Source organism: Kribbella jiaozuonensis, from assembly GCF_005233875.1.
Classification (GTDB): domain Bacteria; phylum Actinomycetota; class Actinomycetes; order Propionibacteriales; family Kribbellaceae; genus Kribbella; species Kribbella jiaozuonensis.
The window spans coordinates 967,620-987,732 of record NZ_SZPZ01000004.1 but is presented as its reverse complement, the minus strand read 5'-3'; the positions used below and the strand labels follow the sequence as shown (position 1 = coordinate 987,732).

Sequence of the window (20,113 nt, the reverse complement as noted above, 5' to 3'; positions counted from 1 at the left end):
CGGACCGTCAGCGCTCCGTAAGAATGGGTGCGTGGAGATCTCCTGGGTGCTGCTCGCGGTGGGCACGGTGCTGCTGCTGTTCGGCGCCTACGCGAGCTGGACGGCCGGCCGGCTCGACCGGCTGCACCATCGGGTCGATCTCGCTCGCGCGTCGCTGGAGACGGAGCTGGCGCGCCGGTCCGCGCTGGTCGCGGAGCTGGCCGGCAGCGACATCCTGGACCCGGCTTCCGCGTTGTTGTTGCTCGATGCGGCGCATCGGGCTCGCGCGGCGTCGCTCGACGTACTGGAGGTCCGTGAGCAGGCAGAGTCCGCGCTGACCCGCGCGATCCATGCCACCGGCACCGATATCGAGCCGTGGGCGGGGGAGTTGACGCTGGCGATGCGCCGGGTGCAGTTGGCGCGACGGTTCCACAACGACGTCGTAGTGTCGACCCGGGACCTGCGGCACCGGCGGCTGGTGAGCTGGTTCCGGCTGGCCGGCCACGCGCCGATGCCGACCACGATCGAGCTCGAGGACGGGAAATGAACAGCTTCGAGGAGCACGTCGAGCGCTATCGGCACGAGCTGCGCGTGCACTGCTACCGGATGCTCGGTTCGTACGACGAGGCCGAGGACCTGGTGCAGGAGACGTTCCTGCGGGCATGGCGCGGGCTGGACGATTTCGAGGGCCGGTCCTCGGTGCGGGCGTGGCTGTACCGGATCGCGACCAACGCGTGCATCGACGTACGGCGGCCGCGCCGAGTGCTGCCGTACCAGCTCGAGCCTGCGTCGTTCCCGTCGACGGCCCTTCCGGCGCGCGAGGACGTGCCGTGGCTACAGCCGTTTCCCGACGTACTGCTGGATCGGGCGGAGGAGCCGGACGCGGTCGCGATCCGGCGGGAGACGATCGAGTTGGCGTTCCTGATCGCGATCCAGCACCTGCCGGCACGGCAACGCGCGGTGCTGATCTTCCGCGACGTGCTGGGCTGGTCGGCGCGCGAAACTGCTGCTGCCGTGGACCTTTCGGTGGCTGCCGTGAACTCAGCTCTTCAGCGAGCCCGTCCTGTACTCCGTGAGCACCTACCGTCGCACCGCTCGGAGTGGTCGGCTGCCGACGTCTCCGCCGACGAACGCGAACTGCTGCGGCAATACATGACCGCGTGGGACAACGTCGACGCGGATGCGCTCGCATCGCTGATGCACAAGGACGTCCGGATCACGATGCCGCCGTACCCGTTCTGGTTCGAAGGCCGCGAGGATGCGGTGCGTTCGCTGATCCCGAACCTCACCCCGGAGTACCGCGGTCATTGGCGTTTCCTGCCGACCACGATCAACCGCCAACCCACCCTCGCGGCCTATCTCTTACCCCCGCGTATGACGTCCTATCAGCTCTTCGCGCTCGACATTTTCCGCATCGAGGACAACCGAATCGCCGAAATTACCGCCTTCGAAACCACGAACCACAAACTCTACGGATTACCCGCGACGGTGTGATCAGGCGCCGTGCTCGTTGGGTTGCTTGCGGGTGCGGTTGGAGAAGTCGCCGACGACCTTGCCCCGGTGATAGACCCGGTTGTCGTCGCCGAGGTGCCCGGCCTGGGTTGCCTTCTTGGCCTGCTTGCCGCTGGTCTTGCCGCCGTTGGCGACAGCGTCGCGGGCCTGTTCCTTCTTCTTGCTGAATGCCATGACGTTCTCCCTCTGTCAGTCGGACAACGAATTGCGCAGACGTTATCGACGGCGAGGGGTAATAGGTCGTTTGAAACTATTTTGCGTCCGCGTAGCTTTCGACGGTTGCCGTCGTAAATGCGAAATTGGTCGGCGTCGGACCGAAGGTGAGAGTGCCGGCCAGATTGCTGGCCTGCTGGATCGCGTCCGCCACCTGCTCGGCCTCGTCGGCCGGGCAGTGCACGATGACCTCGTCGTGCTGGAAGAAAACCAGTTCGGCCTTCAACGGCGTCAGCGCCTGCCGGAGGGCGGCGAGTAGCAGGAGCGCCCAGTCGGCCGCACTGCCTTGTACGACGAAGTTCCGGGTGAAGCGACCGCGCGCTCTGGCATGGCGCGGGTCGGTCGCGGGGACGTCCGCGGGCGGCCCTTCGAGCAGGGCGGCGTCGAGCGGATGGCCGGTGGGCGGGCAGGTGCGGCCGAGGTACGTGCGGACCAGCCGACCCTCTTCACCGGCGCGAGCCGCGTCATCGACGTACGCGACGGCTTGGGGGAATCGCTTGCGGAGCATGGCCAGGTTCTTCAGGCCATCTCCTGAGGTTTGCCCGTAGATCGCGCCGAGTACGGCGAGCTTCGCTTGCGCCCGGTCGCCCGAGAACGCCTGGTCCGACACGGCTTTGTAGAGATCACCGGCATCGCTGGAGACCTCCATCAGTGCGCGGTCGCGGGAGATGGCGGCGAGGACGCGCGGCTCGAGTTGGGACGCGTCGGCGACGACGAGACGCCAGCCGGGGTCGGCGACGACCGCGCGACGGATCACCTTCGGGATCTGCAGACCGCCGCCACCGTTGGTGATCCAGCGGCCGGACACTGTGCCGCCGGGGACGAAGCCGGGGCGGAAGCGGCCGTCGTGGACCCAGTCGTTCAACCAGGACCAGCCGTTGGCGGTGTAGATCCGATACAGCTTCTTGTATTCGACCAATGGCGCGACCGCCGGATGGTCGATCGTCTCGAGCTCCCATCGCCGGGTCGACTTCAGCTGATGCCCGGCCTGCTTGAACGCCTTCAGTACATCGGCCGGCAGCTCGGGCCGGACCCGATGACCGAACGCGGCCGAGATCTCGTCCGCGAGCTCGGTCAGCCGGCGTGGTTCGCCCGTACCGCCGAAGCGTTCGCCGAGCAGCTCGCTCAGGACGTCGCGATGGGCTTGCGCGCTCCACGGCAGGCCTGCGCGATCCATCTCGGCGGCGATCAGCATCGCGGACGATTCCGATGCCGTGAGCAACCGCATCCGGTCCGGGTGCTCCGCGAGGTCGTGCCGGCGGAGCTGATCGGCGTACACCCTGAGCAGGGCCTGGAACGCGATCGGCTCGGCAGGAATGTCGAACAGCGACGACTGCTCACCCGGTACGACGGCGCGCATCGGCGGGTCTGGTGGGACGGGCGCACCGCTGAGGCGTGCCCAGGCAGCGGCCGCGGATCGTGGCTCGCCGAGGCGGCCCTCGTGGCCGAGCAGCAGGCCCTCGGTGTTCTCGAGGTCGTAGCACCGCTCGACCCGGACTCCGGCGGCAAGCAGGCGCGGATAGATCTCGGCCGACGAGCGCCACACCCAGCGAGTGACGTGCGGCCGCGACGCAACCGCCGCGACCAGGTCGGGCTCGTGCCGGATCTCCCCGGCGGGCTGCCCGTCCGGATGCAGCGCGACGAGCGTGGCGCCGCCGCCGTCCTCCGGGCCGATCGCCCACCGTTCGTCCATACGCAAATACAAGCACCCGGGACGGACAGTCCGAGGCCATCAGGCCAGTGGTGGGATAGTGGACTTATGTGGCGCGCGGGGGATCTGGAGACGGCGGACGGTACGAAGACGGAGCAGGTCGAAGGCCTGGTACTGCGGCGGATCGAGCGCGGCGACCTGTCCATCGGTTCGCGGCTTCCGTCGGAGCGGGTCCTTGCCGAGCGGCTCGGGGTCAGCCGGGTGACCGTCGTACGGGCGTTGGAGAACCTGCGGCGGGACGGCGTACTGGAGACCAAGCGGGGTTCCGGGACTGTGGTACGTCCACTGGACCGGCTGCTGGATCCGGTGGCGCCGGCGTCCACGGTGACGGCGGGGGACCAGCCTGTGCTGGACCTGCGGTTCGCGACCACGGCCGCGCCGCATGACGTGGCTGAGGCGGCGGCCCAGATCATCCAGGACGGTCTGCCGCAGGCGATGGGTGGTGATGGACCGCCGCCAGGTGGATCGGTTGAGCTCAGGGCAGCGCTGGCGGAGCGGTTGACCATCGAAGGCGTACCGACCGAGCCGGAACAGTTGACGCTCACGGTGGGCGCCGCGGCCGGCTTGAACGCCGCTTTGGCCGGACTGGACCTGGGGCCGGGCGTAGCTATCACCGAGACCCCGACGTACCCGGCTGCCTTCGATCTGCTGCGCAAGCATCGGCTGGACGTGGCCGGCTGGCCGGCTGGCGTCTGGGACACCGATCAGCTCGCCCACCTGTGCCGGCGCCATCGCCCGAAGGTCATCTACCTGCAGGCCGACAACCACAACCCAACAGGGCTCAGCCTCCCGGCGGATCGTCGCCAGACCGTCGTGGAGATAGCACGCCGGTACGGCGCTGCCCTCATCAGTGACGAGACCATGCGACCGCTCTGGTTGGCGAATGGGCAACAGGCAGAGCCGCTGAGCCGTTATCCCAGGACTGTGAGTGTTGGGTCGCTGTCGAAGACCGTTTGGGGTGGATTGCGGGTCGGATGGGTCAGGACCGGCAGGCAGCTCCGCCGCCGGATCAACACGGCCGCACAGCTCAGCGTGGCGTCGCCGAGTGCGCTGGACGACCTGCTGGCCCGGGCGATCGTCCCGAAGCTCGACAAGGTGATCGGCCGCCGCCGTACCCGTCTCCGCGCCAACCTGGCCGCACTGGAGGCTGGACTGAAGACGCTGAACGGTGTGGCCTGGCCCACGCCGACCGGCGGTATGACGCTGTGGCTGGAGCTGACCGAGACCAGAGCACGCAGAGTGCTCGAGGCGGCACGCGAGCAGAACCTCCTGCTCGGCTCAGGCGACCTGTTCACACCCGAAGGCACGGACCGGCGCCACATCCGGATCCCGTTCACCGCGCCACCCGCGACGCTGCGGCTGGTGGTCGCCCGGCTGGGCGACGCGATGACTCAGTCCACTTGATCCGAGGTGGACTGAGGTTAGGTGCCCGGCACCTCCTAATCTGGAGAAGAGCCCCACGACCAGGAGGAAGCAGTGACCCAGGACAACCAGACCGGTACCGCAAAGGTCAAGCGCGGTATGGCGGAGATGCTCAAGGGCGGCGTGATCATGGACGTCGTCACCGCCGAGCAGGCCAAGATCGCCGAGGACGCCGGTGCGGTCGCGGTGATGGCGCTGGAGCGGGTCCCGGCCGACATCCGTGCGCAGGGCGGCGTCTCCCGGATGAGCGACCCGGACATGATCGACTCGATCATCAACGCGGTCTCGATCCCGGTGATGGCCAAGGCCCGGATCGGTCACTTCGTCGAGGCCCAGGTGCTGCAGAGCCTCGGGGTCGACTACATCGACGAGTCCGAGGTGCTCACCCCGGCCGACTACGCCAACCACATCGACAAGTGGCAGTTCACCGTGCCGTTCGTCTGCGGCGCGACCAACCTGGGCGAGGCGCTGCGCCGGATCACCGAGGGCGCGGCGATGATCCGCTCCAAGGGCGAGGCCGGCACCGGTGACGTGTCGAACGCGACCACCCACATGCGCCAGATCCGCCAGGAGCTCCGCAAGCTGCAGAACCTCCCCGAGGACGAGCTGTACGTCGCCGCGAAGGAGCTGCAGGCGCCGTACGAGCTGGTCAAGGAGGTCGCCGAGCTCGGCAAGCTGCCCGTCGTCCTGTTCACCGCCGGCGGTATCGCCACCCCGGCCGACGCCGCGATGATGATGCAGCTCGGCGCCGAGGGCGTGTTCGTCGGCTCCGGCATCTTCAAGTCCGGCAACCCGGCCCAGCGCGCCGAGGCGATCGTCAAGGCCACCACCTTCTACGACGACCCCGACGTCATCGCCAAGGTCTCCCGCGGCCTGGGCGAGGCGATGGTCGGCATCAACGTCGACGAGATCCCGCAGCCGCACCGGCTCGCCGAGCGCGGCTGGTAAGGGTTTCGGCTCACGCCGCTCCTGGCGGCGTGGGCCGTCGGCTAGCGTCAGGGCGTGCTGCCTGAAACGTCTGTGCCGGGGGCGGACCTGCCTGTTCGGGCAGTCTTGCCTGCCACGGTCGACGCGGTGCGTTCCCGCGGTACTGCGGTGCTGGTCGCGCCGCCCGGATCGGGCAAGACCTCGCTGCTCCCGCTTGCGCTGGCCGACGCGCTCGGGGGCACGATCGTCGTCGCCGAGCCGCGGAGGATGGCAACCCGCGCGGCTGCGACCCGGCTGGCGCAGTTGGTCGGGGAGCCGCTCGGGCAGCGGATCGGCTACGCGATGCGCGGTGAACGCAGCGGCGGCCCAGGACTCCGCGTCGAGGTCGTGACGACGGGCCTTCTGGTACGGCGTCTGCAGCAGAACCCGGAGCTGCCGGGTGTCGCCGCGATCGTGATCGACGAGTGCCACGAGCGGCACCTCGATGCCGATCTGCTGCTCGCGTTCTGCCTCGACATCCGGGCGAATCTCCGGGACGACCTTGCGCTCGTCGCGACATCGGCCACGCCGGACACGGTCAGGCTGAGCCGCGCATTAGGCATGGCGCCTGTCATCACCGCGTCCGCGGCGCTGTTCGACGTGGCGACCGAGTGGGTCCCGCCACCGATCCCGGTGCCGCTGCTTCCCGGTGGCCGCGTCGACCCGCGCCTGCTCGATCACGTCGCGGCCGTCGTACGGCGTGCACTGGCCGAGAACGACGGCGACATCCTGGTGTTCGTCCCGGGGGAGGCCGAGATCAACGGCGTGGCTCGTCGGTTGGCCGGTGAGAATGTCCTGCCGTTGTTCGGTCGCCAGTCCAGGGCTGAACAGGAACGCGCGTTGACGCCGGCGGCCACTCGCCGGATCGTCGTCACCACGTCGGTCGCGGAGAGCTCGCTGACTGTGCCCGGGGTCAGGGTCGTGGTCGACTCGGGTCTCGCCCGGGAGCCGCGGACCGATCAGTCCCGTGGCCTCGGTGCGCTGGTCACCTGCCGGGTCTCGAAATCGTCGGCCGACCAGCGAGCGGGTCGCGCCGGGCGGGAGGCTCCCGGCCGGGTCTATCGGTGCTGGTCTGCCACCGACCACACGCATCTCGACGATCATCCGGCGCCGGAGATCGCGATCGCCGATCTGGCCGCGTTCGCTCTCGACCTCGCGGCGTGGGGTGCCCCGGGTGGCGACGGTCTGACCTTGCTCGAGGCGCCGCCGGTGGTGGCGATGACTGCGGCGACCGAGTTGCTGCGCCGCCTCGATGCCATTGACGACGAAGGCCGGATCACCGAGCGGGGACGGCAGATGGCGGCGATCGGGGCGCATCCCCGGTTGGCTCGTGCATTGCTCGACGGGTCGCCCCGGGTCGGCGCCGACCGGGCCCGCGAGGTCGTCGCGATGCTCTCGGACGACTCCGGCCGCGACTTCGGCGACGACCTGCCGGCTCGGTGGCGAGCCCTCCGCCGTGGCCAGGACCGCGGAGCAACGGCCCGCTGGCGAGAAGAGGCGAAGCGCCTTGGCCGAGGCGATGTAGCTCGGCGGGGACCCGACGGACGCGACGAGCCCACGACGGCCGGCGGCCCGACGGCCAGCGACCCGTCGGCCAGCGACCCGTCGGCCAGCGACCCGTCGGCCAGCGACCCGTCGGGCGGCGACCCGTCGGGCGGCGACGGGGTGCGGACGGCGACTGGTGGCCGAGTGGGGACGGCGGCTGGTGGCGGAGTGCGGACGGCGGTTGGTGGTGGGACGCGCGTGCTTCCGGACGATCTTGCGGTGGGGGTTGTGGTCGGCCTGGCATATCCGGATCGGATCGCGCGGATCCGGGCGGCCGACTCAGCGACGTACCAGATGTCTGGTGGTACGGGTGCCGCGCTCGATCCGCAGTCTCCGCTGCGGACCACGGCCTGGCTGGCGATCGCGGTTGCCGACCGGGCTCCCGGTCGCGCCGATGCCAGGATCCGTTCCGCCGCACCGATCGATGAGCAGACAGCGCGAGACATCGCCGGCGACCTCGTCTCGACCACGGACCAGATCCGCTGGGACGACGGGCGAATCGTGACGCGGCGGGTGGAGACCTTCGGTGCGATCGTGCTCAACGACGTACCGCTGACGAAGCCCGACCCGCTGCTGGTCCAAGCGGCCGTCCGCGACGGCATCCGGCGCAGCGGTCTGTCCGTACTGCGCTGGTCGGACGCCGCGATCGCCCTGCGGGAACGGCTCGCGTTCTGCCATGCCCACCTCGGACCCCCGTGGCCCGCGGTCGATGACGAGGCACTCCTCGCCCAGCTCGACGACTGGCTGGGGACCGAGCTCGCCTCGGTGCGCGGCGCGCGCGATCTTGCCCACATCGACGTGGCTTCGGCACTCCGGCGACTGCTGCCGTGGCCCACGGCAGCCCGGTTCGGCGAACTCGCACCGGAACGGCTCAAGGTCCCGTCGGGCTCAGAGGTTCGACTCACGTACGACGGTGCCGAGCCGCCGGTCCTCGCTGTGAAGCTGCAGGAGGTGTTCGGCTGGACTGCCACTCCAGTTGTGGCAGACGGTCGGGTCCCGGTCGTCCTGCACCTGCTGTCGCCGGCCCGGCGCCCGGTCGCGATCACCAGCGATCTCGCCTCGTTCTGGAAACAGGGTTATCCCCAGGTCAGAGCCGATTTGCGAGCCCGCTATCCCCGCCATCCGTGGCCGGAGGATCCGCTCACCGCGATCCCGACCAAGCGGCCGAAACCTCGCCGCTGAACCGGGTAATCCGGGTTCGGTTGCCTGCGGCCCACATTGTCAGGACAAGTATCGAGGCAATTGCTTCGAGGTCACGAAATGGGATCGGATTCGGCGCGTCGGTCGCGACTCCGGTGCAGGACGGCGAGCGTGGGGGACGAGTGTCGCAGGCGTAAATCGGGTTGTTCGGCCGCCAGTCGCAGGGTCCGGGGCTCGCCGTGGCGAGGCTTGACGTCGAACGACTTTGGCAAAGACAATGCGTAATCGCCTCGGGCAGCAGCGCGTCGGAGTGCGCCTCGTTGCCAATATCGTGCGGCTGATACGTGGGCAACGAGCCGCGACGAGCGCTGGCCGGCTGCGAAGCGGGGGAGGCTCACCACAAGGGGCAGGTGTCATGAGCACCGTCGGGAAACTAGTGAGAAGAGGCAGGACCAAATGAGCGAGACCAGCAAGATCGGACGACGGAGTCTCCTGAAAGGGAGCCTGGCGGCGGCCGCGGTGCTTCCCCTCGGTGGCGTGCTGGCCAGCTGCGCAGGCAGCGGCAGCAGCAACGACAACTCCTCGCAGGGCGGGGCGAAGAGCGCGGACAACCCGTTCGGCATGGCGGACAAGTCGAGCGTCGACGCGGTGATCTTCAACGGCGGCTACGGCTACGACTACGTGACGTTCGCGGCCGACATCGCGCAGAAGAAGCAGGCGGGATCGACGTTCAAGGTCGCCCCGTCCACCCAGATCGCCCAGCAGCTGCAGCCGCGCTTCGTCGGCGGCAACCCGCCGGACCTGATCGACAACTCCGGCGCGAACCAGATCGGCTTCAACACGATCCTGGACCAGCTGGCGACGCTCGACGATGTCTTCGAGGCCAACAACTACGAGGGCACGAAGATCGCCGACACCCTGTACCCGGGCGCCAAGAACCCCGGTACCTTCGACGGCAAGTTCGTCGCGATGAACTACGTGCTGACGTTGTACGGCATCTGGTACTCCGACAGCCTGTTCAAGGCGAACGGCTGGGAGCCGCCGAAGACGTACGACGGCCTGCTCGACCTCGGCGCCAAGGCCAAGGCCAAGGGCAAGTACCTGTTCGTCTGGGGCAAGGAAGCCGCCACCTACTACCACACGATGGCCGTCGACGGCGCCATCAAGGAGGGTGGCGACGAGGTCCGGCTGGCGCTGGAGAACCTTAAGGAGAACTGCTGGTCGATGCCGCAGTTCCAGGGCATCTTCAAGGCCATGGAGACCATGGTCAAGAACGGGTACTTCGTGCCCGGCGGCGCCGGTACGCAGTTCACCGCCGCGCAGGCGAAGTGGAGCAACGACCAGCAGGCCATCCTCTACCCCTCGGGCTCGTGGATCGAGAACGAGATGAAGAAGGCCACCAAGTCGGGCTTCGACATGAAGGGCGTCCCGGAGCCGACCCTGACCGAGAGCCCGAAGCTCCCGTACGAGTCGCTGCGCTCGGCGGCCGGTGAGCCGTTCATCGTCCCGGCCAAGGGCAAGAACGCCGCCGGCGGCAAGGAGTTGCTGCGGGCCATGCTGTCCAAGGACGCGGCGACCAACTTCGCCAAGACCCGGCTCGCGCCGACGATCGTCAAGGGCCTGGTGCCCGCCGACGGTTTCGGTTCGACCGCGCTGCAGTCGCAGACCGCGATGCTGGACGCCGCCGGCACGAACGTCTTCGACTACCAGGTGTTCGGCCTGTACGGCATGAACACCGACCAGCTGGTGGTCTGGAACTCGTTCCTGTCCGGCCAGCTGGACGCGGCGGGCCTGACCAAGGGCCTGCAGCAGATCACCGACAAGGTGCGGAACGACAGCTCCGTCAAGAAGATTCCGGTCACCAAGTGACCATGACGCAAGATGTCGTGACGGAGGGCGGGTCCAAGCGACCCGCCCCCCGGCGCCGCCGGCCGCTGACCTTCGACCGGGTCAGCTTCATGGTCGTGTTCCTCGGCCTGCCGCTGGCGGTGTTTGTGGTCTTCGTGGTCTCGCCGTTCGTGCAGGCGCTGTACTACTCGCTGACCGACTGGTCCGGTTTCAGCGCGGGGCAGAACTTCATCGGCTTCGACAACTACGTCAAGCTGTTCCACGACGACATCTTCCTGAAGGCCGTCCGCAACAACATCGAGCTCGCGATCGTCGTGCCGATCGTGACGATCGTGCTGGCGCTGACACTGGCCACGCTGGTGACGATCGGCGGCTCGGGCACCGGGACCGTCCGCGGGCTGCGCAATTCCGGCTACTACCGGATCGTCTCGTTCTTCCCGTACGTGATCCCCGCGATCGTGATCGGCCTGATCTGGGCCCAGGTGTTCACGCCGGGCTCGGGCATCCTGGACGCCGTCCTGTCGAAGATCGGGCTGCACCAGTTCGAGAACTATGCCTGGCTCGGTGACGCGCGGACCGCGATGCCTGCCTCGATGTTCGTGATGATCTGGGGCTTCGTCGGCTTCTACATGGTGCTGTTCATCGCCGCCATCCGGGGGATCGACCCCGAGGTGTTCGAGGCGGCCCGCATCGACGGCGCCGGCCGGTTCCGTACGGCGCTGTCCATCACGGTGCCGCTGATCCGGGACAACGTGCAGACGGCCTACATCTACCTCGGTATCGCCGCTCTCGACGCCTTCGTCTACATGCAGGCGCTGAACCCCGGCGGCGGGCCGCAGAACTCGACCCTGGTCATGCCCCAGCAGCTGTTCACCACTGCCTTCACCAAGGGGCAGTTCGGTTACTCGACCGCGATGGGCGTGGTCCTGGCCGCGGTGACGATGCTGTTCGCGCTCCTGGTCTTCGTCGTGAACGCCCTGACCGGCGGACGTGAGCGGAAGGTACGACGATGACAACCACTACCGCCGACCGGGCCGACCTGGTCGCCGAGTCCCGCGTACCCGGCAAGGGGTCGCGCGAGGGCAAGGGCGTCGCCACGACCGCCCACATCGCGCTGATCCTGTGGTCGCTGCTGGTGATCCTCCCACTGCTGTGGACGCTGCTGTCCTCGTTCAAGTCGACGCAGGAGGTCCTGGGCAACCCGCTGACGCTGCCGCACAAGCTGCGGTTCGAGAACTACGCCAACGCCTGGACGACGGCCGGCATCGGTCGCTACTTCGCGAACACCGTGATCGTCGTGGGCTGCGCACTGGTGCTGGTGATGATCCTCGGCGCCATGTGTGCGTATGTGCTGGCCAGGTTCACGTTCCCCGGTAACCGGCTGATCTACTACTCGATGCTGGCCGGCCTGACGTTCCCGGTCTTCCTGGCGATCGTGCCGCTGTTCTTCACGCTGAAGAACTTCGGCCTACTCAACACCCTGCCTGGGCTGATCGTCACCTACGTCGCGTTCGCGCTGCCGTTCACCGTCTTCTTCCTGCACTCCTTCTTCAAGGCGCTGCCGGGCGAGATCTACGAGGCGGCGCAGATCGACGGGGCCGGCGAGTGGCGCACGTTCTTCTCGGTGATGCTGCCGATGGCGCGGCCGGGGATGGCGTCGGTTGCCATCTTCAACTTCCTCGGGTTGTGGAACCAGTTCCTGCTCCCCGTCGCCCTGAACACCGACTCGAAGAACTACGTGCTCTCCCAGGGCATGGCGTCGTTCGCGTCGCAGGCCGGTTATGCGGTGGACTTCGGCGCGCTGTTCGCGGCCGTGGTGATCACGGTGGCGCCGGTTCTGGTCGTCTACATCATCTTCCAGCGTCAGCTGCAGGTTTCGGTCACCGCCGGAGGCGTGAAGTAGCCTGGGTAAGTGAGTAGCAACCTGCAGTCGGTGGACGAACGGACCGCCCGGGAACTGCGCGGCCTGGCCCGCGTCCTGGTGCGGTCCGGGTACGCCGACCACGCCGCCATCACCGCCGCACTGACGGAGGCGGTCCGCGAGGACGCACCGGCGATGGACGCGGACGCGCTGGTGCCGCTGCTGATCGGTGAGGCAGTCATGGACGTCAACGCCGACGCCGAGACCTGGCCGGCGAGCACCGACACCGACCGGCTGGACGCAGTACTCGCGGAGCTCGAGCAGCTGGGCGTCGTGGTGGTTCGGTACACGTCGGACCACCATGAGGCCCGGCAGGTGCTCGAGGCCGCGGAGGGCCCGCAGGGGCTGCTGTTCTTCACCGACACCGACGTCTGGCACGCGGTCGACTTCGGCATGCTCGAGCTCAAGCTCTGGCACCCGGACACCGCCAACGTCGCGCCCGGCGAGCCGCTGCTGGACGACGTACTCGAGCTGCTGCACCGCAACGACCTGCCGGCCGTCTTCGACGAGGGCCGGATCGAGGTCACGGTCAACTGGCAACGAAGGGTGACGCTATGACGGTCATCGGCGTGTTCGCGCTGCAAGGGAACGTGCGCGAACATCTGGCGATGCTGACACAGGTCGGTGTCGAGGGCCGTCCGGTGCGTCGTCCGTCCGAGCTCGAGCAGGTCGACGCGCTGGTGCTGCCGGGTGGCGAGTCGACCACCATGTACAAGCTGGCGCGGACGTTCGAGCTGTTCGAGCCGCTGCAGAAGCGGATCGCGGACGGGATGCCGGTGTTCGGCACCTGCGCCGGGATGATCATGCTCGCGGACAAGATCACCGGCGGGACGGCCGATCAGGAGACCCTCGGCGGGCTGGACGTGACGGTACGCCGGAACGCGTTCGGGCGGCAGGTCGACTCGTTCGAGGCGGACCTGGAGTTCCCCGGGCTGGGAGCCGCGTTCGAGGCGCCGTACCACGCCGTATTCATCCGGGCACCGTGGGTGGAGCGGGTCGGGCCGGACGTGGAGGTACTCTCGACGGTGAGGTCGGGCCCTGCCGCAGGTAGGATCGTCGCGGTCCGCCACGACCGGCTGCTCGCCACGTCGTTCCACCCGGAGATGACCGGGGACGCGCGGCTGCACGGCTACTTCGCCGAGCTGGTCCGGACCCTCTGAGTCGAGGTTGTAGGTAGAAGGGTTGGGTTCGCCATGTCAGGCCACTCCAAGTGGGCCACCACGAAGCACAAGAAGGCCGTCATCGACGCGAAGCGCGGCAAGCTCTTCGCGAAGCTGATCAAGAACATCGAGGTGGCCGCCCGGATGGGCGGTGGCGACCCTGGCGGGAACCCGACCCTGTACGACGCCATCCAGAAGGCGAAGAAGTCCTCGGTCCCGAACGACAACATCGACCGCGCGGTCAAGCGCGGATCCGGTGCGGAAGCGGGCGGCGCGGAGTACCAGACGATCATGTACGAGGGCTACGGCCCGAACGGCGTGGCGATGCTGGTCGAGTGTCTGACCGACAACCGCAACCGGGCCGCCGCGGACGTCCGCACGGCGATGACGCGGAACGGCGGCTCGCTCGCCGACCCGAACTCGGTCGCGTACCTGTTCAACCGCAAGGGCGTCATCGTCGTCGCCAAGGAGCAGGACGGGAAGTCGCTGTCCGAGGACGACGTGATGGAGGCCGTGCTCGAGGCCGGCGCCGACGAGGTCAATGACCTCGGCGATTCCTGGGAGGTCGTCACCGAGGCCACCGACATGGTCGCGGCCCGGACGGCCCTGCAGGACGCCGGCATCGACTACGACTCTGCCGACGTCCAGTTCGTCCCGTCGATGACCGTCGAGCTCGACGCCGACGGCGCCGCCAAGATCTTCCGCCTGATCGACGCCCTCGAGGACAGCGACGACGTACAGAACGTCTACGCCAACTTCGACGTCTCCGACGAGATCATGGCCGAGGTCGGCTGACCCCGAACGTCACATCCCGAGGGCCTTTCCGTCGATCACCTGACTCGCCGGAGGGGCCTTCGGCGTTGTGACCTGGTTGTACTCGCTGAAGCTCAGCTTGTCGCTGCCGGATTCGAGGCTGACCGGGCGCGCGGTGGCGGTGTCGACCCAGAGCGTCCCGTCGCCGTCGCCGAGGCCGATCGCGGGGACGCCGTCGACGGTCTTGGGTGCGGTCTTCTTGACCGCGCCGCTCGGCTCGAACAGCGTGTCGAAGAACTCGGCCTTGCTGGCGAACAGCGCGAAGTTGCCGAGATCCTTGTCGCTCATCGTCGTTTTGATCCAGCGACCGGCGATCAGCCCGACGATGGCGTCCGCCTCGGCCTTGGACTTGGTCTGCGACTGCCAGAACTTGTTACTCATCTTCAGGTACGCCGTCTTGCCGATCACCATCACCGACATCCCACCGTCGCTGGTCGTGATCGACCCCTGGCCACCGTTCTTGGTGACCCGAACGTCGAGCACCATCCGCTCCTTACCGTCGGACACGGCACCCTTCATCCGCACACTGGTTGCGGCCTTCGCGGCAGCCTGAGTCTTGGCAAGGATCACCTTTGCCGACAGACCCGCGACGCTGCCCGAAGACGGCACACCGATGGTCGGCTTGTCCAAGATCGCCGACGGTGTGTCCGTGGCGACCGTTGAAGGCCTGACCGGAGTCGGCACCGAGGACTGCGACGGCGCGGGCGTCGGCGTACTCCCCAGCGCATCGTCACCCGCATCCTTGGGCCCACCACACCCCACAACAAGCGCCATCAACGCGACAGCCCCCACACCAGACCGCTTCCCCACCATCCCGCTCTCCCCCCAAAACGAAGACACAACTACCAGAAAGATGCCCCCCACCCCCCAAAAGTTGCCAACCAAAAGCCGGCGTCCCACCCCCGCCACCCGGGAAAGGACACCGCTTCGCGTCGGCTGCCTTGTTAGCCGCCTTCGGCGGCGCGGACCTCGCTGGCTCGCGTATCCGCCGGCGTCCCACACCCGCCACCCGGGAAAGGACGCCGCTTCGCGTCGGCTGTCTTGTTAGCCGCCTCCGGCGGAGCGGACCCCGCCCGCTCGCACGTCCGCCGCGTCCCACGCCGCCACCGGGAAAGGACGCCGCTTCGCTTCGGCTGTCTTGTTGGCCGCCTTCGGCGGTGCGGACCCCGCTCGCTAGCGTGTCCGCCGGCGTACCAGGCTCGCCGCCGGGATAGGACGCCGCTTCGCGTCGGCTGTCTTGTTAGCCGCCTTCGGCCGGGCGCGGACCGTCGTGTCGCGTGATCGTGTGTGGCGGAGTCGTCCGCCTGTCGCCTGGAGCGGTCGCCGCTTCGCGGCGGCTGTTCTGTTGGCCGCCTTCGGCGGGGTAGATCCGTCTCGCGCGCGTGTCCGCCGGAGTCCGACGCCGATACCCCGGAACGGACAACGCCTGCATCTGCATCTAGCCGTGTGTGGGCGGCTGCTTCTCCGGGCGGCGGCCCCAGGCTGAGATCAGTGGGGCGAGGGTTAGGTCGAGTTTGCCGGCGTCGATGGCGGCGAGGTGGGCGTCGAGTTCGGTGGCGTCGGTCAGGCCGGCCTCGAGTAGTTCGCGGCGTACGTGCCGGATTGTGGAGGCCTCCAGCCGGTTGCAGGCCGGGCCGCCGACCGGGAACGAGCCCGACGCGGCGACGTCTACCAAGCCGGCCTCGCGCAACGCCCGTGGCAGGGTCCGGCCGTAGCGCAGGTCTGCGCCTCGGCGCGTCAGCAGTTCCCGGATCGCGTCGCGGAGCCGGTTGGCGCGCTGTTGCTCGGGGCCGCTGTCGTCCACGCACGCGAGTGGCTGCAGAGCAGTATCTGCATCTTCGATCAGCAGCCAGCCGCCGGGCTTCAACGCCGCCGCCATCGTCGCCAACGCCCGAGCCCGATCAGGCACATGGACCAGCACGAGCCGCGCGTGCACCAGATCGAACGTCCCCGGCTCCGGCGCCGGATCAGCGGCGACGTCGTGCCGGCGTACGTCGTACCCGTCACCCGCCTTCAACCACGACGGGTCGATGTCCGTAGCCAGCACATACCCGGTCGGACCCACGGTCGCCGCCAGCGCCTCCGGAATACTGGTGCCCCCGGCCCCCACTTCCCAGCACCGCGAGCCGGCCCCAACCCCGAGCCGCTCGAAGTGCCCACGCGTCACGCCGTCGAACAACTCCGCCAACCAAACGAACCGCTCACCGGCCTCGACCCGCGCGTTGTCCAGCAGATATCCACTAGCGGGAGCGGACTCTCCGCCGAGTGCGCCAGTGTCGCGATTCGAATCCGGTCGGCCACCGGCATGCTGTTGGCGAGACGAGGAGGTCATCCCAACATCGTCAACCTCCCCAGCCCACCAGCGCCACGACCACGCAAGAGGCACATCTCACACAGCCAGCGAACCCCATGCATCCCACGGCACGGTGGACTCATATGCCGCTGCTACGAAGCCGAGGCACGCGACGCAGACCGGTTTAGAGCGGGCAGTCGTTGGGCTTGTCGGCTCCTCTATCACCAGGCGTCTGGGGAGTCGACTGGACCGGGGAAGCCGCCGTTCGCGAACACCTTGTTCAGATAAGACACGAAGGGCTGCGTCGTTCACCGACCCACAGACCGTCGACGCAGCCGTTGGGGAGGAGACCCCGTACGCGGGGCGGGCCGCAGCTGGTGGAGCAGTACATCCTGGCTCTTCACCTTGGATGTGACTCGTGGGTAACATGTGGGGATGGGTAGTCAGGTGTTGGGGTTGTGGGAGCGGTTGCGTGGGGTGCCGGGTGGGGAGTTGGTGTTTTCTTGGGGGTTTGCGTGGAAGGCGCCGTACTTTCGGTCGGTGCGGCCTCGGTTTGTGCAGGTCAGTCCTAACTTTGCGGCGTTGCGGTTGCCTAAGCGGCGGGCGGTGTTGAACCACATCGGGACCGTGCATGCGATTGCTGTGTGCAACGGGTTGGAGGCGGCGATGGGGGCGTTGGCGGAGGCGACGGTGCCGGCTGGGAAGCGGTGGTTGCCGAAGGGGATGGAGGTTTCGTACCTCGCCAAGTCGACAACCGATCTGACCTGCTCGGCCGAGACCGATCCGGATACCTGGACCGCCGGGCCTGACGTGCCGGTGCGGGTGAAGGCGACCCGGGACGACGGCACGGTGGTCGTCGAAGGAGTCATCCATCTCTGGGTCACCGACAAGAAGCCGTCCGCCGACGGGCTCGGGAGCGACAACATGTCCGAGGACGGGTCGGCTAGCAAGAAGTAGGTCCACCCACCAGGCGGCGCGCAACGGTAAGTAGGTCTACCGACCAGGCGCGCGCAAACGGTAAGTAGGTCTACCGATCAGGCGGAGCGCCGCGGTAAGTAGGTCTGGTCGGCTAACACGGTGGCAACAGGCGGCAAATGGGTCCGCATGAGTGGTGTGCCTGGACGTAGGGTCGGCGGGTGACTGAACTCCGGGTGGTGGACGTTGTCGAGGAGCAGTTGGATGCCGTGTGGGAGGTGCGGATTCGGTCGTTCGGGCCTGGTGGGGATCGGGACGAGTGGCAGAAGAATGCGCTGACCTTCATGGACGGGCGGTTCCTCGGTGTGGTCGACGGGGACGCGCTCGTTGCGGCGGCGCGGATCTGGCCGTTTGAGCAGTGGTGGGGTGGGCGGCGGGTCCCGATGGGTGGGGTGGCCGGCGTCGTCGTTGCACCGGAGTACCGCGGTCGTGGTGTCGGCAGCCTGATGATGCGTGCGGTGCTGAAGCGCTGCGTCGACAAGGGGTATCCGCTGACGGCTCTCTATCCCGCGACGACTGTGCTCTACCGGCACTTGGGCTACGAGTTCGCGGGTAATAGGTACAAGTTCTCCTTCGAGGCCGCCGACCTGCGCACGCTGGGCGGCAAAGGTACGGCGGTACGGAAGGCGGGTCGTGCTGATGCGGCCCTGTTCCTGGAGCTCGCCGCGAAGAACCACGAGGTAAGGCGTTCGAGCGGTCCGCTGATCTGGCCGCGTACTGAGGTCGAGTCCTGGCTGGAGGACGAAGACAACTTCGCGTACGTCGCCGACGACGGCTTCGTCGTCTACAACTGGTCCGAAGGCGCCCTGGCCGTCGACGAACTCATCGCCGGCTCCGAGGAGACCGCACGCGCGCTGTGGGCGACCGTCGGCTCGGGCTCGTCGATCGCGAAGTCGGTCCAGGCGTACTGCCCGCCGTTCGACCCGATCCATCTCCTCGCCGAGCACGAGGCGGACGGCGACACCCGCATCAACCGCTGGATGCTCCGCCTCACCGACGCTCCCGCCGCGATCGCGACGCGCGGCTTCCCGGACGGCGTCGTACTCGAGACCGACCTGCGGATCGACGACCCCGACCTGACCGCGAACACCGGCGACTGGCACCTCTCGGTCGCCAACGGATCCGGCAGCCTCAAGCCCACGGACAACCCGGCCGATGGCCTTCGCCTCGGCCCTCGTGGACTGGCCGCGCTGTACGCCGGTACGCCGGTTGCCGCCCTCCGCGGGGCCGGGCTGATCACCGGGGGAGCGCCCGCCACGGACTCCGCGCTCGATGCCGTCTTCGCCGGACCGACGCCGTACATGCTCGACTACTTCTGAGTTCGGCGCGTCGATTTCGTCAGTCGCGAGACCGCCGTCTAGGGTTATCGAACAAACGTTCGGAGGTGGTCCATGCGGGTGCTCGGCGTCGACCCGGGACTGACCCGGTGCGGCCTCGGCGTCGTCGAGGGTACGCCGGGGAAGCCCCCTGCGCTGGTCGCCGTCGGCGTGATCCGGACGCCGGCCGACCTGGACGTGTCCAAGCGACTCGTCCAGATCGAGGCGGAGCTGGAGGAGTGGATCGCCAAGTACCAGCCGGACGCGGTCGCGGTTGAGCGGGTGTTCGCGCAGCACAACGTCCGGACCGTGATGGGGACGGCGCAGGCCTCCGGAGTGGCGATGGTCGTCGCGGCTCGTCGCGGGCTGCCGGTCGCGCTGCACACGCCGAGCGAGGTGAAGGCCGCGGTCACCGGATCGGGTCGCGCGGACAAGGAGCAGGTGACCACGATGGTCACCCGGATCCTCAAGCTGAGCGAGCGTCCGACGCCTGCCGACGCCGCCGACGCGCTGGCGTTGGCGATCTGTCAGGTGTGGCGCGGCGGCGTGGCCAGCAAGCTGCAGGAGGCCGCCTCCAGCCGGTCGAATCTGGAGGCTCTGGCGCAGGCGCAGTCCCGTCTGCAGGTGGCAAGATTGCGGGCCGCGGCGGCGGCCCAGCAGGGCAAGCGGTGAGCACGGGAACGGGAGGTTGGCGATGATCGCCTTTGTACGTGGACCGGTGGCGGCCATCGGAGTGGACTGCGCCGTCGTCGAGGTCGGGGGAGTGGGCCTGCAGGTGTACTGCGACCCGGGCACGCTGGCCGGTCTGCGGCCGGGGCAGGAAGCCCGGATCTCCACGTCCATGGTGGTTCGCGAGGACTCGCTGACGTTGTACGGGTTCGCCGACGACGACGCGAAGAACCTGTTCGAGCTGCTCCAGACCGCATCCGGCGTCGGCCCGAAGCTGGCCCAGGCGGCGCTCGCGGTGCTCAGCCCCGACCAGCTGCGCCAGGCGGTCGCGACCGAGGATCTCGTCGTACTCGTGAAGGTGCCGGGTATCGGGAAGAAGGGCGCCCAGCGGATCGTGCTCGAGCTGAAGGACAAGATCGGTGCGCCGTCGAAGACGGTGACCGGCCGGCCCCTGCAGACGCAGGAGGCGTGGCGGGAGCAGGTGGCCGCCGGTCTGGTCGGTCTGGGCTACTCGGCCCGCGACGCCGAGGACGCGGTCACCGCGGTGTCACCGCTCGCCGCCGACAGCCCCAACCCGGCCGTCCCCGACCTGCTGCGCGCGGCCCTGCGCGTGCTCTCGAAGGCGTAAGA

General features: G+C 68.4%; 19 protein-coding genes. 15 read left to right on the top strand and 4 right to left on the bottom strand.

Annotation, left to right across the window (positions count from 1 at the left end; genetic code table 11):
- Window positions 1–31 precede the first annotated feature (31 nt).
- Both FDA38_RS30695 and FDA38_RS30690 read left to right on the top strand, forming a co-directional pair.
- A complete protein-coding gene (locus tag FDA38_RS30695) occupies window positions 32–526 on the top strand; it encodes a hypothetical protein (RefSeq protein ID WP_137257581.1) in 495 nt (164 codons plus the stop codon).
- Complete coding sequence (locus FDA38_RS30690; RefSeq protein ID WP_137257580.1) at window positions 523–1,473, top strand: RNA polymerase subunit sigma-70; 951 nt, start codon at window positions 523–525, stop codon at window positions 1,471–1,473. The genes FDA38_RS30695 and FDA38_RS30690 overlap by 4 nt, the downstream gene beginning before the upstream one ends.
- On the opposite strand, the gene FDA38_RS30685 is transcribed toward FDA38_RS30690, so the two are convergent.
- Window positions 1,474–1,665 carry a hypothetical protein gene (locus FDA38_RS30685; RefSeq protein ID WP_137257579.1) on the bottom strand — a complete coding sequence of 64 codons (192 nt, stop codon included), beginning with the start codon at window positions 1,663–1,665 and terminating at the stop codon, window positions 1,474–1,476. It lies immediately after the preceding gene.
- Between the two features lie 76 nt (window positions 1,666–1,741).
- Window positions 1,742–3,397 (bottom strand): bifunctional 3'-5' exonuclease/DNA polymerase, encoded by a 1,656-nt coding sequence (locus tag FDA38_RS30680; RefSeq protein ID WP_137257578.1) that lies wholly within the window; start codon window positions 3,395–3,397, stop codon window positions 1,742–1,744.
- 66 nt (window positions 3,398–3,463) lie between these two features.
- Between FDA38_RS30680 and FDA38_RS30675 the strand changes: the two genes are divergently transcribed.
- The 9 genes from FDA38_RS30675 to FDA38_RS30635 all read left to right on the top strand — a co-directional run bounded on the left by FDA38_RS30675 (window position 3,464) and on the right by FDA38_RS30635 (window position 14,212).
- Window positions 3,464–4,819 (top strand): aminotransferase-like domain-containing protein, encoded by a 1,356-nt coding sequence (locus FDA38_RS30675; RefSeq protein ID WP_137257577.1) that lies wholly within the window; start codon window positions 3,464–3,466, stop codon window positions 4,817–4,819.
- A 72-nt stretch (window positions 4,820–4,891) separates the two neighbouring features.
- On the top strand, window positions 4,892–5,785 hold the full coding sequence (pdxS, locus tag FDA38_RS30670) for a pyridoxal 5'-phosphate synthase lyase subunit PdxS (protein ID WP_137257576.1): 894 nt from the start codon (window positions 4,892–4,894) through the stop codon (window positions 5,783–5,785).
- Window positions 5,786–5,839: 54 nt separating this feature from the next.
- Window positions 5,840–8,530: an ATP-dependent RNA helicase gene (locus FDA38_RS30665; protein WP_137257575.1), complete on the top strand. Its 2,691-nt coding sequence runs from the start codon at window positions 5,840–5,842 to the stop codon at window positions 8,528–8,530.
- A 414-nt stretch (window positions 8,531–8,944) separates the two neighbouring features.
- Window positions 8,945–10,357, top strand: coding sequence for an N-acetylglucosamine/diacetylchitobiose ABC transporter substrate-binding protein (gene ngcE, locus FDA38_RS30660; RefSeq protein WP_137257574.1), 1,413 nt, complete (start codon window positions 8,945–8,947; stop codon window positions 10,355–10,357).
- Window positions 10,358–10,359: 2 nt separating this feature from the next.
- Window positions 10,360–11,349, top strand: coding sequence for a carbohydrate ABC transporter permease (locus FDA38_RS30655; RefSeq protein WP_137257573.1), 990 nt, complete (start codon window positions 10,360–10,362; stop codon window positions 11,347–11,349).
- Complete coding sequence (locus FDA38_RS30650; RefSeq protein WP_137257572.1) at window positions 11,346–12,239, top strand: carbohydrate ABC transporter permease; 894 nt, start codon at window positions 11,346–11,348, stop codon at window positions 12,237–12,239. Before FDA38_RS30655 ends, FDA38_RS30650 begins: the two co-directional genes overlap by 4 nt.
- A gap of 9 nt (window positions 12,240–12,248) precedes the next feature.
- Complete coding sequence (locus tag FDA38_RS30645) at window positions 12,249–12,815, top strand: DUF6891 domain-containing protein (protein WP_233715016.1); 567 nt, start codon at window positions 12,249–12,251, stop codon at window positions 12,813–12,815.
- Window positions 12,812–13,417, top strand: coding sequence for a pyridoxal 5'-phosphate synthase glutaminase subunit PdxT (gene pdxT, locus FDA38_RS30640; protein ID WP_137257571.1), 606 nt, complete (start codon window positions 12,812–12,814; stop codon window positions 13,415–13,417). The genes FDA38_RS30645 and pdxT overlap by 4 nt, the downstream gene beginning before the upstream one ends.
- Window positions 13,418–13,450: 33 nt before the next feature.
- Window positions 13,451–14,212: a YebC/PmpR family DNA-binding transcriptional regulator gene (locus tag FDA38_RS30635; protein ID WP_137257570.1), complete on the top strand. Its 762-nt coding sequence runs from the start codon at window positions 13,451–13,453 to the stop codon at window positions 14,210–14,212.
- Between the two features lie 9 nt (window positions 14,213–14,221).
- Here FDA38_RS30635 and FDA38_RS30630 read toward each other — a convergent pair whose 3' ends face one another.
- Complete coding sequence (locus FDA38_RS30630) at window positions 14,222–15,043, bottom strand: hypothetical protein (RefSeq protein ID WP_137257569.1); 822 nt, start codon at window positions 15,041–15,043, stop codon at window positions 14,222–14,224.
- 625 nt (window positions 15,044–15,668) lie between these two features.
- Window positions 15,669–16,562 carry a methyltransferase domain-containing protein gene (locus tag FDA38_RS30625; RefSeq protein ID WP_137257568.1) on the bottom strand — a complete coding sequence of 298 codons (894 nt, stop codon included), beginning with the start codon at window positions 16,560–16,562 and terminating at the stop codon, window positions 15,669–15,671.
- 396 nt (window positions 16,563–16,958) lie between these two features.
- On the opposite strand from FDA38_RS30625, the gene FDA38_RS30620 reads away from it, so the two are divergent.
- The 4 genes from FDA38_RS30620 (at window position 16,959) to ruvA (ending at window position 20,111) form a co-directional block, all read left to right on the top strand.
- Window positions 16,959–17,480, top strand: coding sequence for a hotdog fold domain-containing protein (locus FDA38_RS30620; RefSeq protein ID WP_137257567.1), 522 nt, complete (start codon window positions 16,959–16,961; stop codon window positions 17,478–17,480).
- Between the two features lie 179 nt (window positions 17,481–17,659).
- Entirely contained in the window at window positions 17,660–18,817 is a 1,158-nt protein-coding gene (locus tag FDA38_RS30615; protein WP_137257566.1) for a GNAT family N-acetyltransferase, read from the top strand.
- Between the two features lie 72 nt (window positions 18,818–18,889).
- Entirely contained in the window at window positions 18,890–19,486 is a 597-nt protein-coding gene (gene ruvC / locus FDA38_RS30610; RefSeq protein ID WP_137257565.1) for a crossover junction endodeoxyribonuclease RuvC, read from the top strand.
- A gap of 22 nt (window positions 19,487–19,508) precedes the next feature.
- Window positions 19,509–20,111: a Holliday junction branch migration protein RuvA gene (gene ruvA, locus FDA38_RS42740; RefSeq protein ID WP_202877903.1), complete on the top strand. Its 603-nt coding sequence runs from the start codon at window positions 19,509–19,511 to the stop codon at window positions 20,109–20,111.
- The last annotated feature ends 2 nt before the right edge of the window (window positions 20,112–20,113 follow it).

Excerpts from the sequence above, each read along its gene's own strand:
- FDA38_RS30675 (WP_137257577.1), top strand. The coding sequence starts at position 3,464 with ATGTGGCGCGCGGGGGATCTGGAGACGGCGGACGGTACGAAGACGGAG.
- ruvC (WP_137257565.1), top strand. The coding sequence starts at position 18,890 with ATGCGGGTGCTCGGCGTCGACCCGGGACTGACCCGGTGCGGCCTCGGC.
- pdxT (WP_137257571.1), top strand. The coding sequence starts at position 12,812 with ATGACGGTCATCGGCGTGTTCGCGCTGCAAGGGAACGTGCGCGAACAT.
- FDA38_RS30685 (WP_137257579.1), bottom strand. The coding sequence starts at position 1,665 with ATGGCATTCAGCAAGAAGAAGGAACAGGCCCGCGACGCTGTCGCCAAC.
- FDA38_RS30655 (WP_137257573.1), top strand. The coding sequence starts at position 10,360 with ATGACGCAAGATGTCGTGACGGAGGGCGGGTCCAAGCGACCCGCCCCC.
- FDA38_RS30690 (WP_137257580.1), top strand. The coding sequence starts at position 523 with ATGAACAGCTTCGAGGAGCACGTCGAGCGCTATCGGCACGAGCTGCGC.
- FDA38_RS30625 (WP_137257568.1), bottom strand. The coding sequence starts at position 16,562 with ATGACCTCCTCGTCTCGCCAACAGCATGCCGGTGGCCGACCGGATTCG.
- FDA38_RS30680 (WP_137257578.1), bottom strand. The coding sequence starts at position 3,397 with ATGGACGAACGGTGGGCGATCGGCCCGGAGGACGGCGGCGGCGCCACG.
- ruvA (WP_202877903.1), top strand. The coding sequence starts at position 19,509 with ATGATCGCCTTTGTACGTGGACCGGTGGCGGCCATCGGAGTGGACTGC.
- FDA38_RS30620 (WP_137257567.1), top strand. The coding sequence starts at position 16,959 with ATGGGTAGTCAGGTGTTGGGGTTGTGGGAGCGGTTGCGTGGGGTGCCG.
- FDA38_RS30635 (WP_137257570.1), top strand. The coding sequence starts at position 13,451 with ATGTCAGGCCACTCCAAGTGGGCCACCACGAAGCACAAGAAGGCCGTC.
- ngcE (WP_137257574.1), top strand. The coding sequence starts at position 8,945 with ATGAGCGAGACCAGCAAGATCGGACGACGGAGTCTCCTGAAAGGGAGC.
- FDA38_RS30630 (WP_137257569.1), bottom strand. The coding sequence starts at position 15,043 with ATGGTGGGGAAGCGGTCTGGTGTGGGGGCTGTCGCGTTGATGGCGCTT.
- FDA38_RS30650 (WP_137257572.1), top strand. The coding sequence starts at position 11,346 with ATGACAACCACTACCGCCGACCGGGCCGACCTGGTCGCCGAGTCCCGC.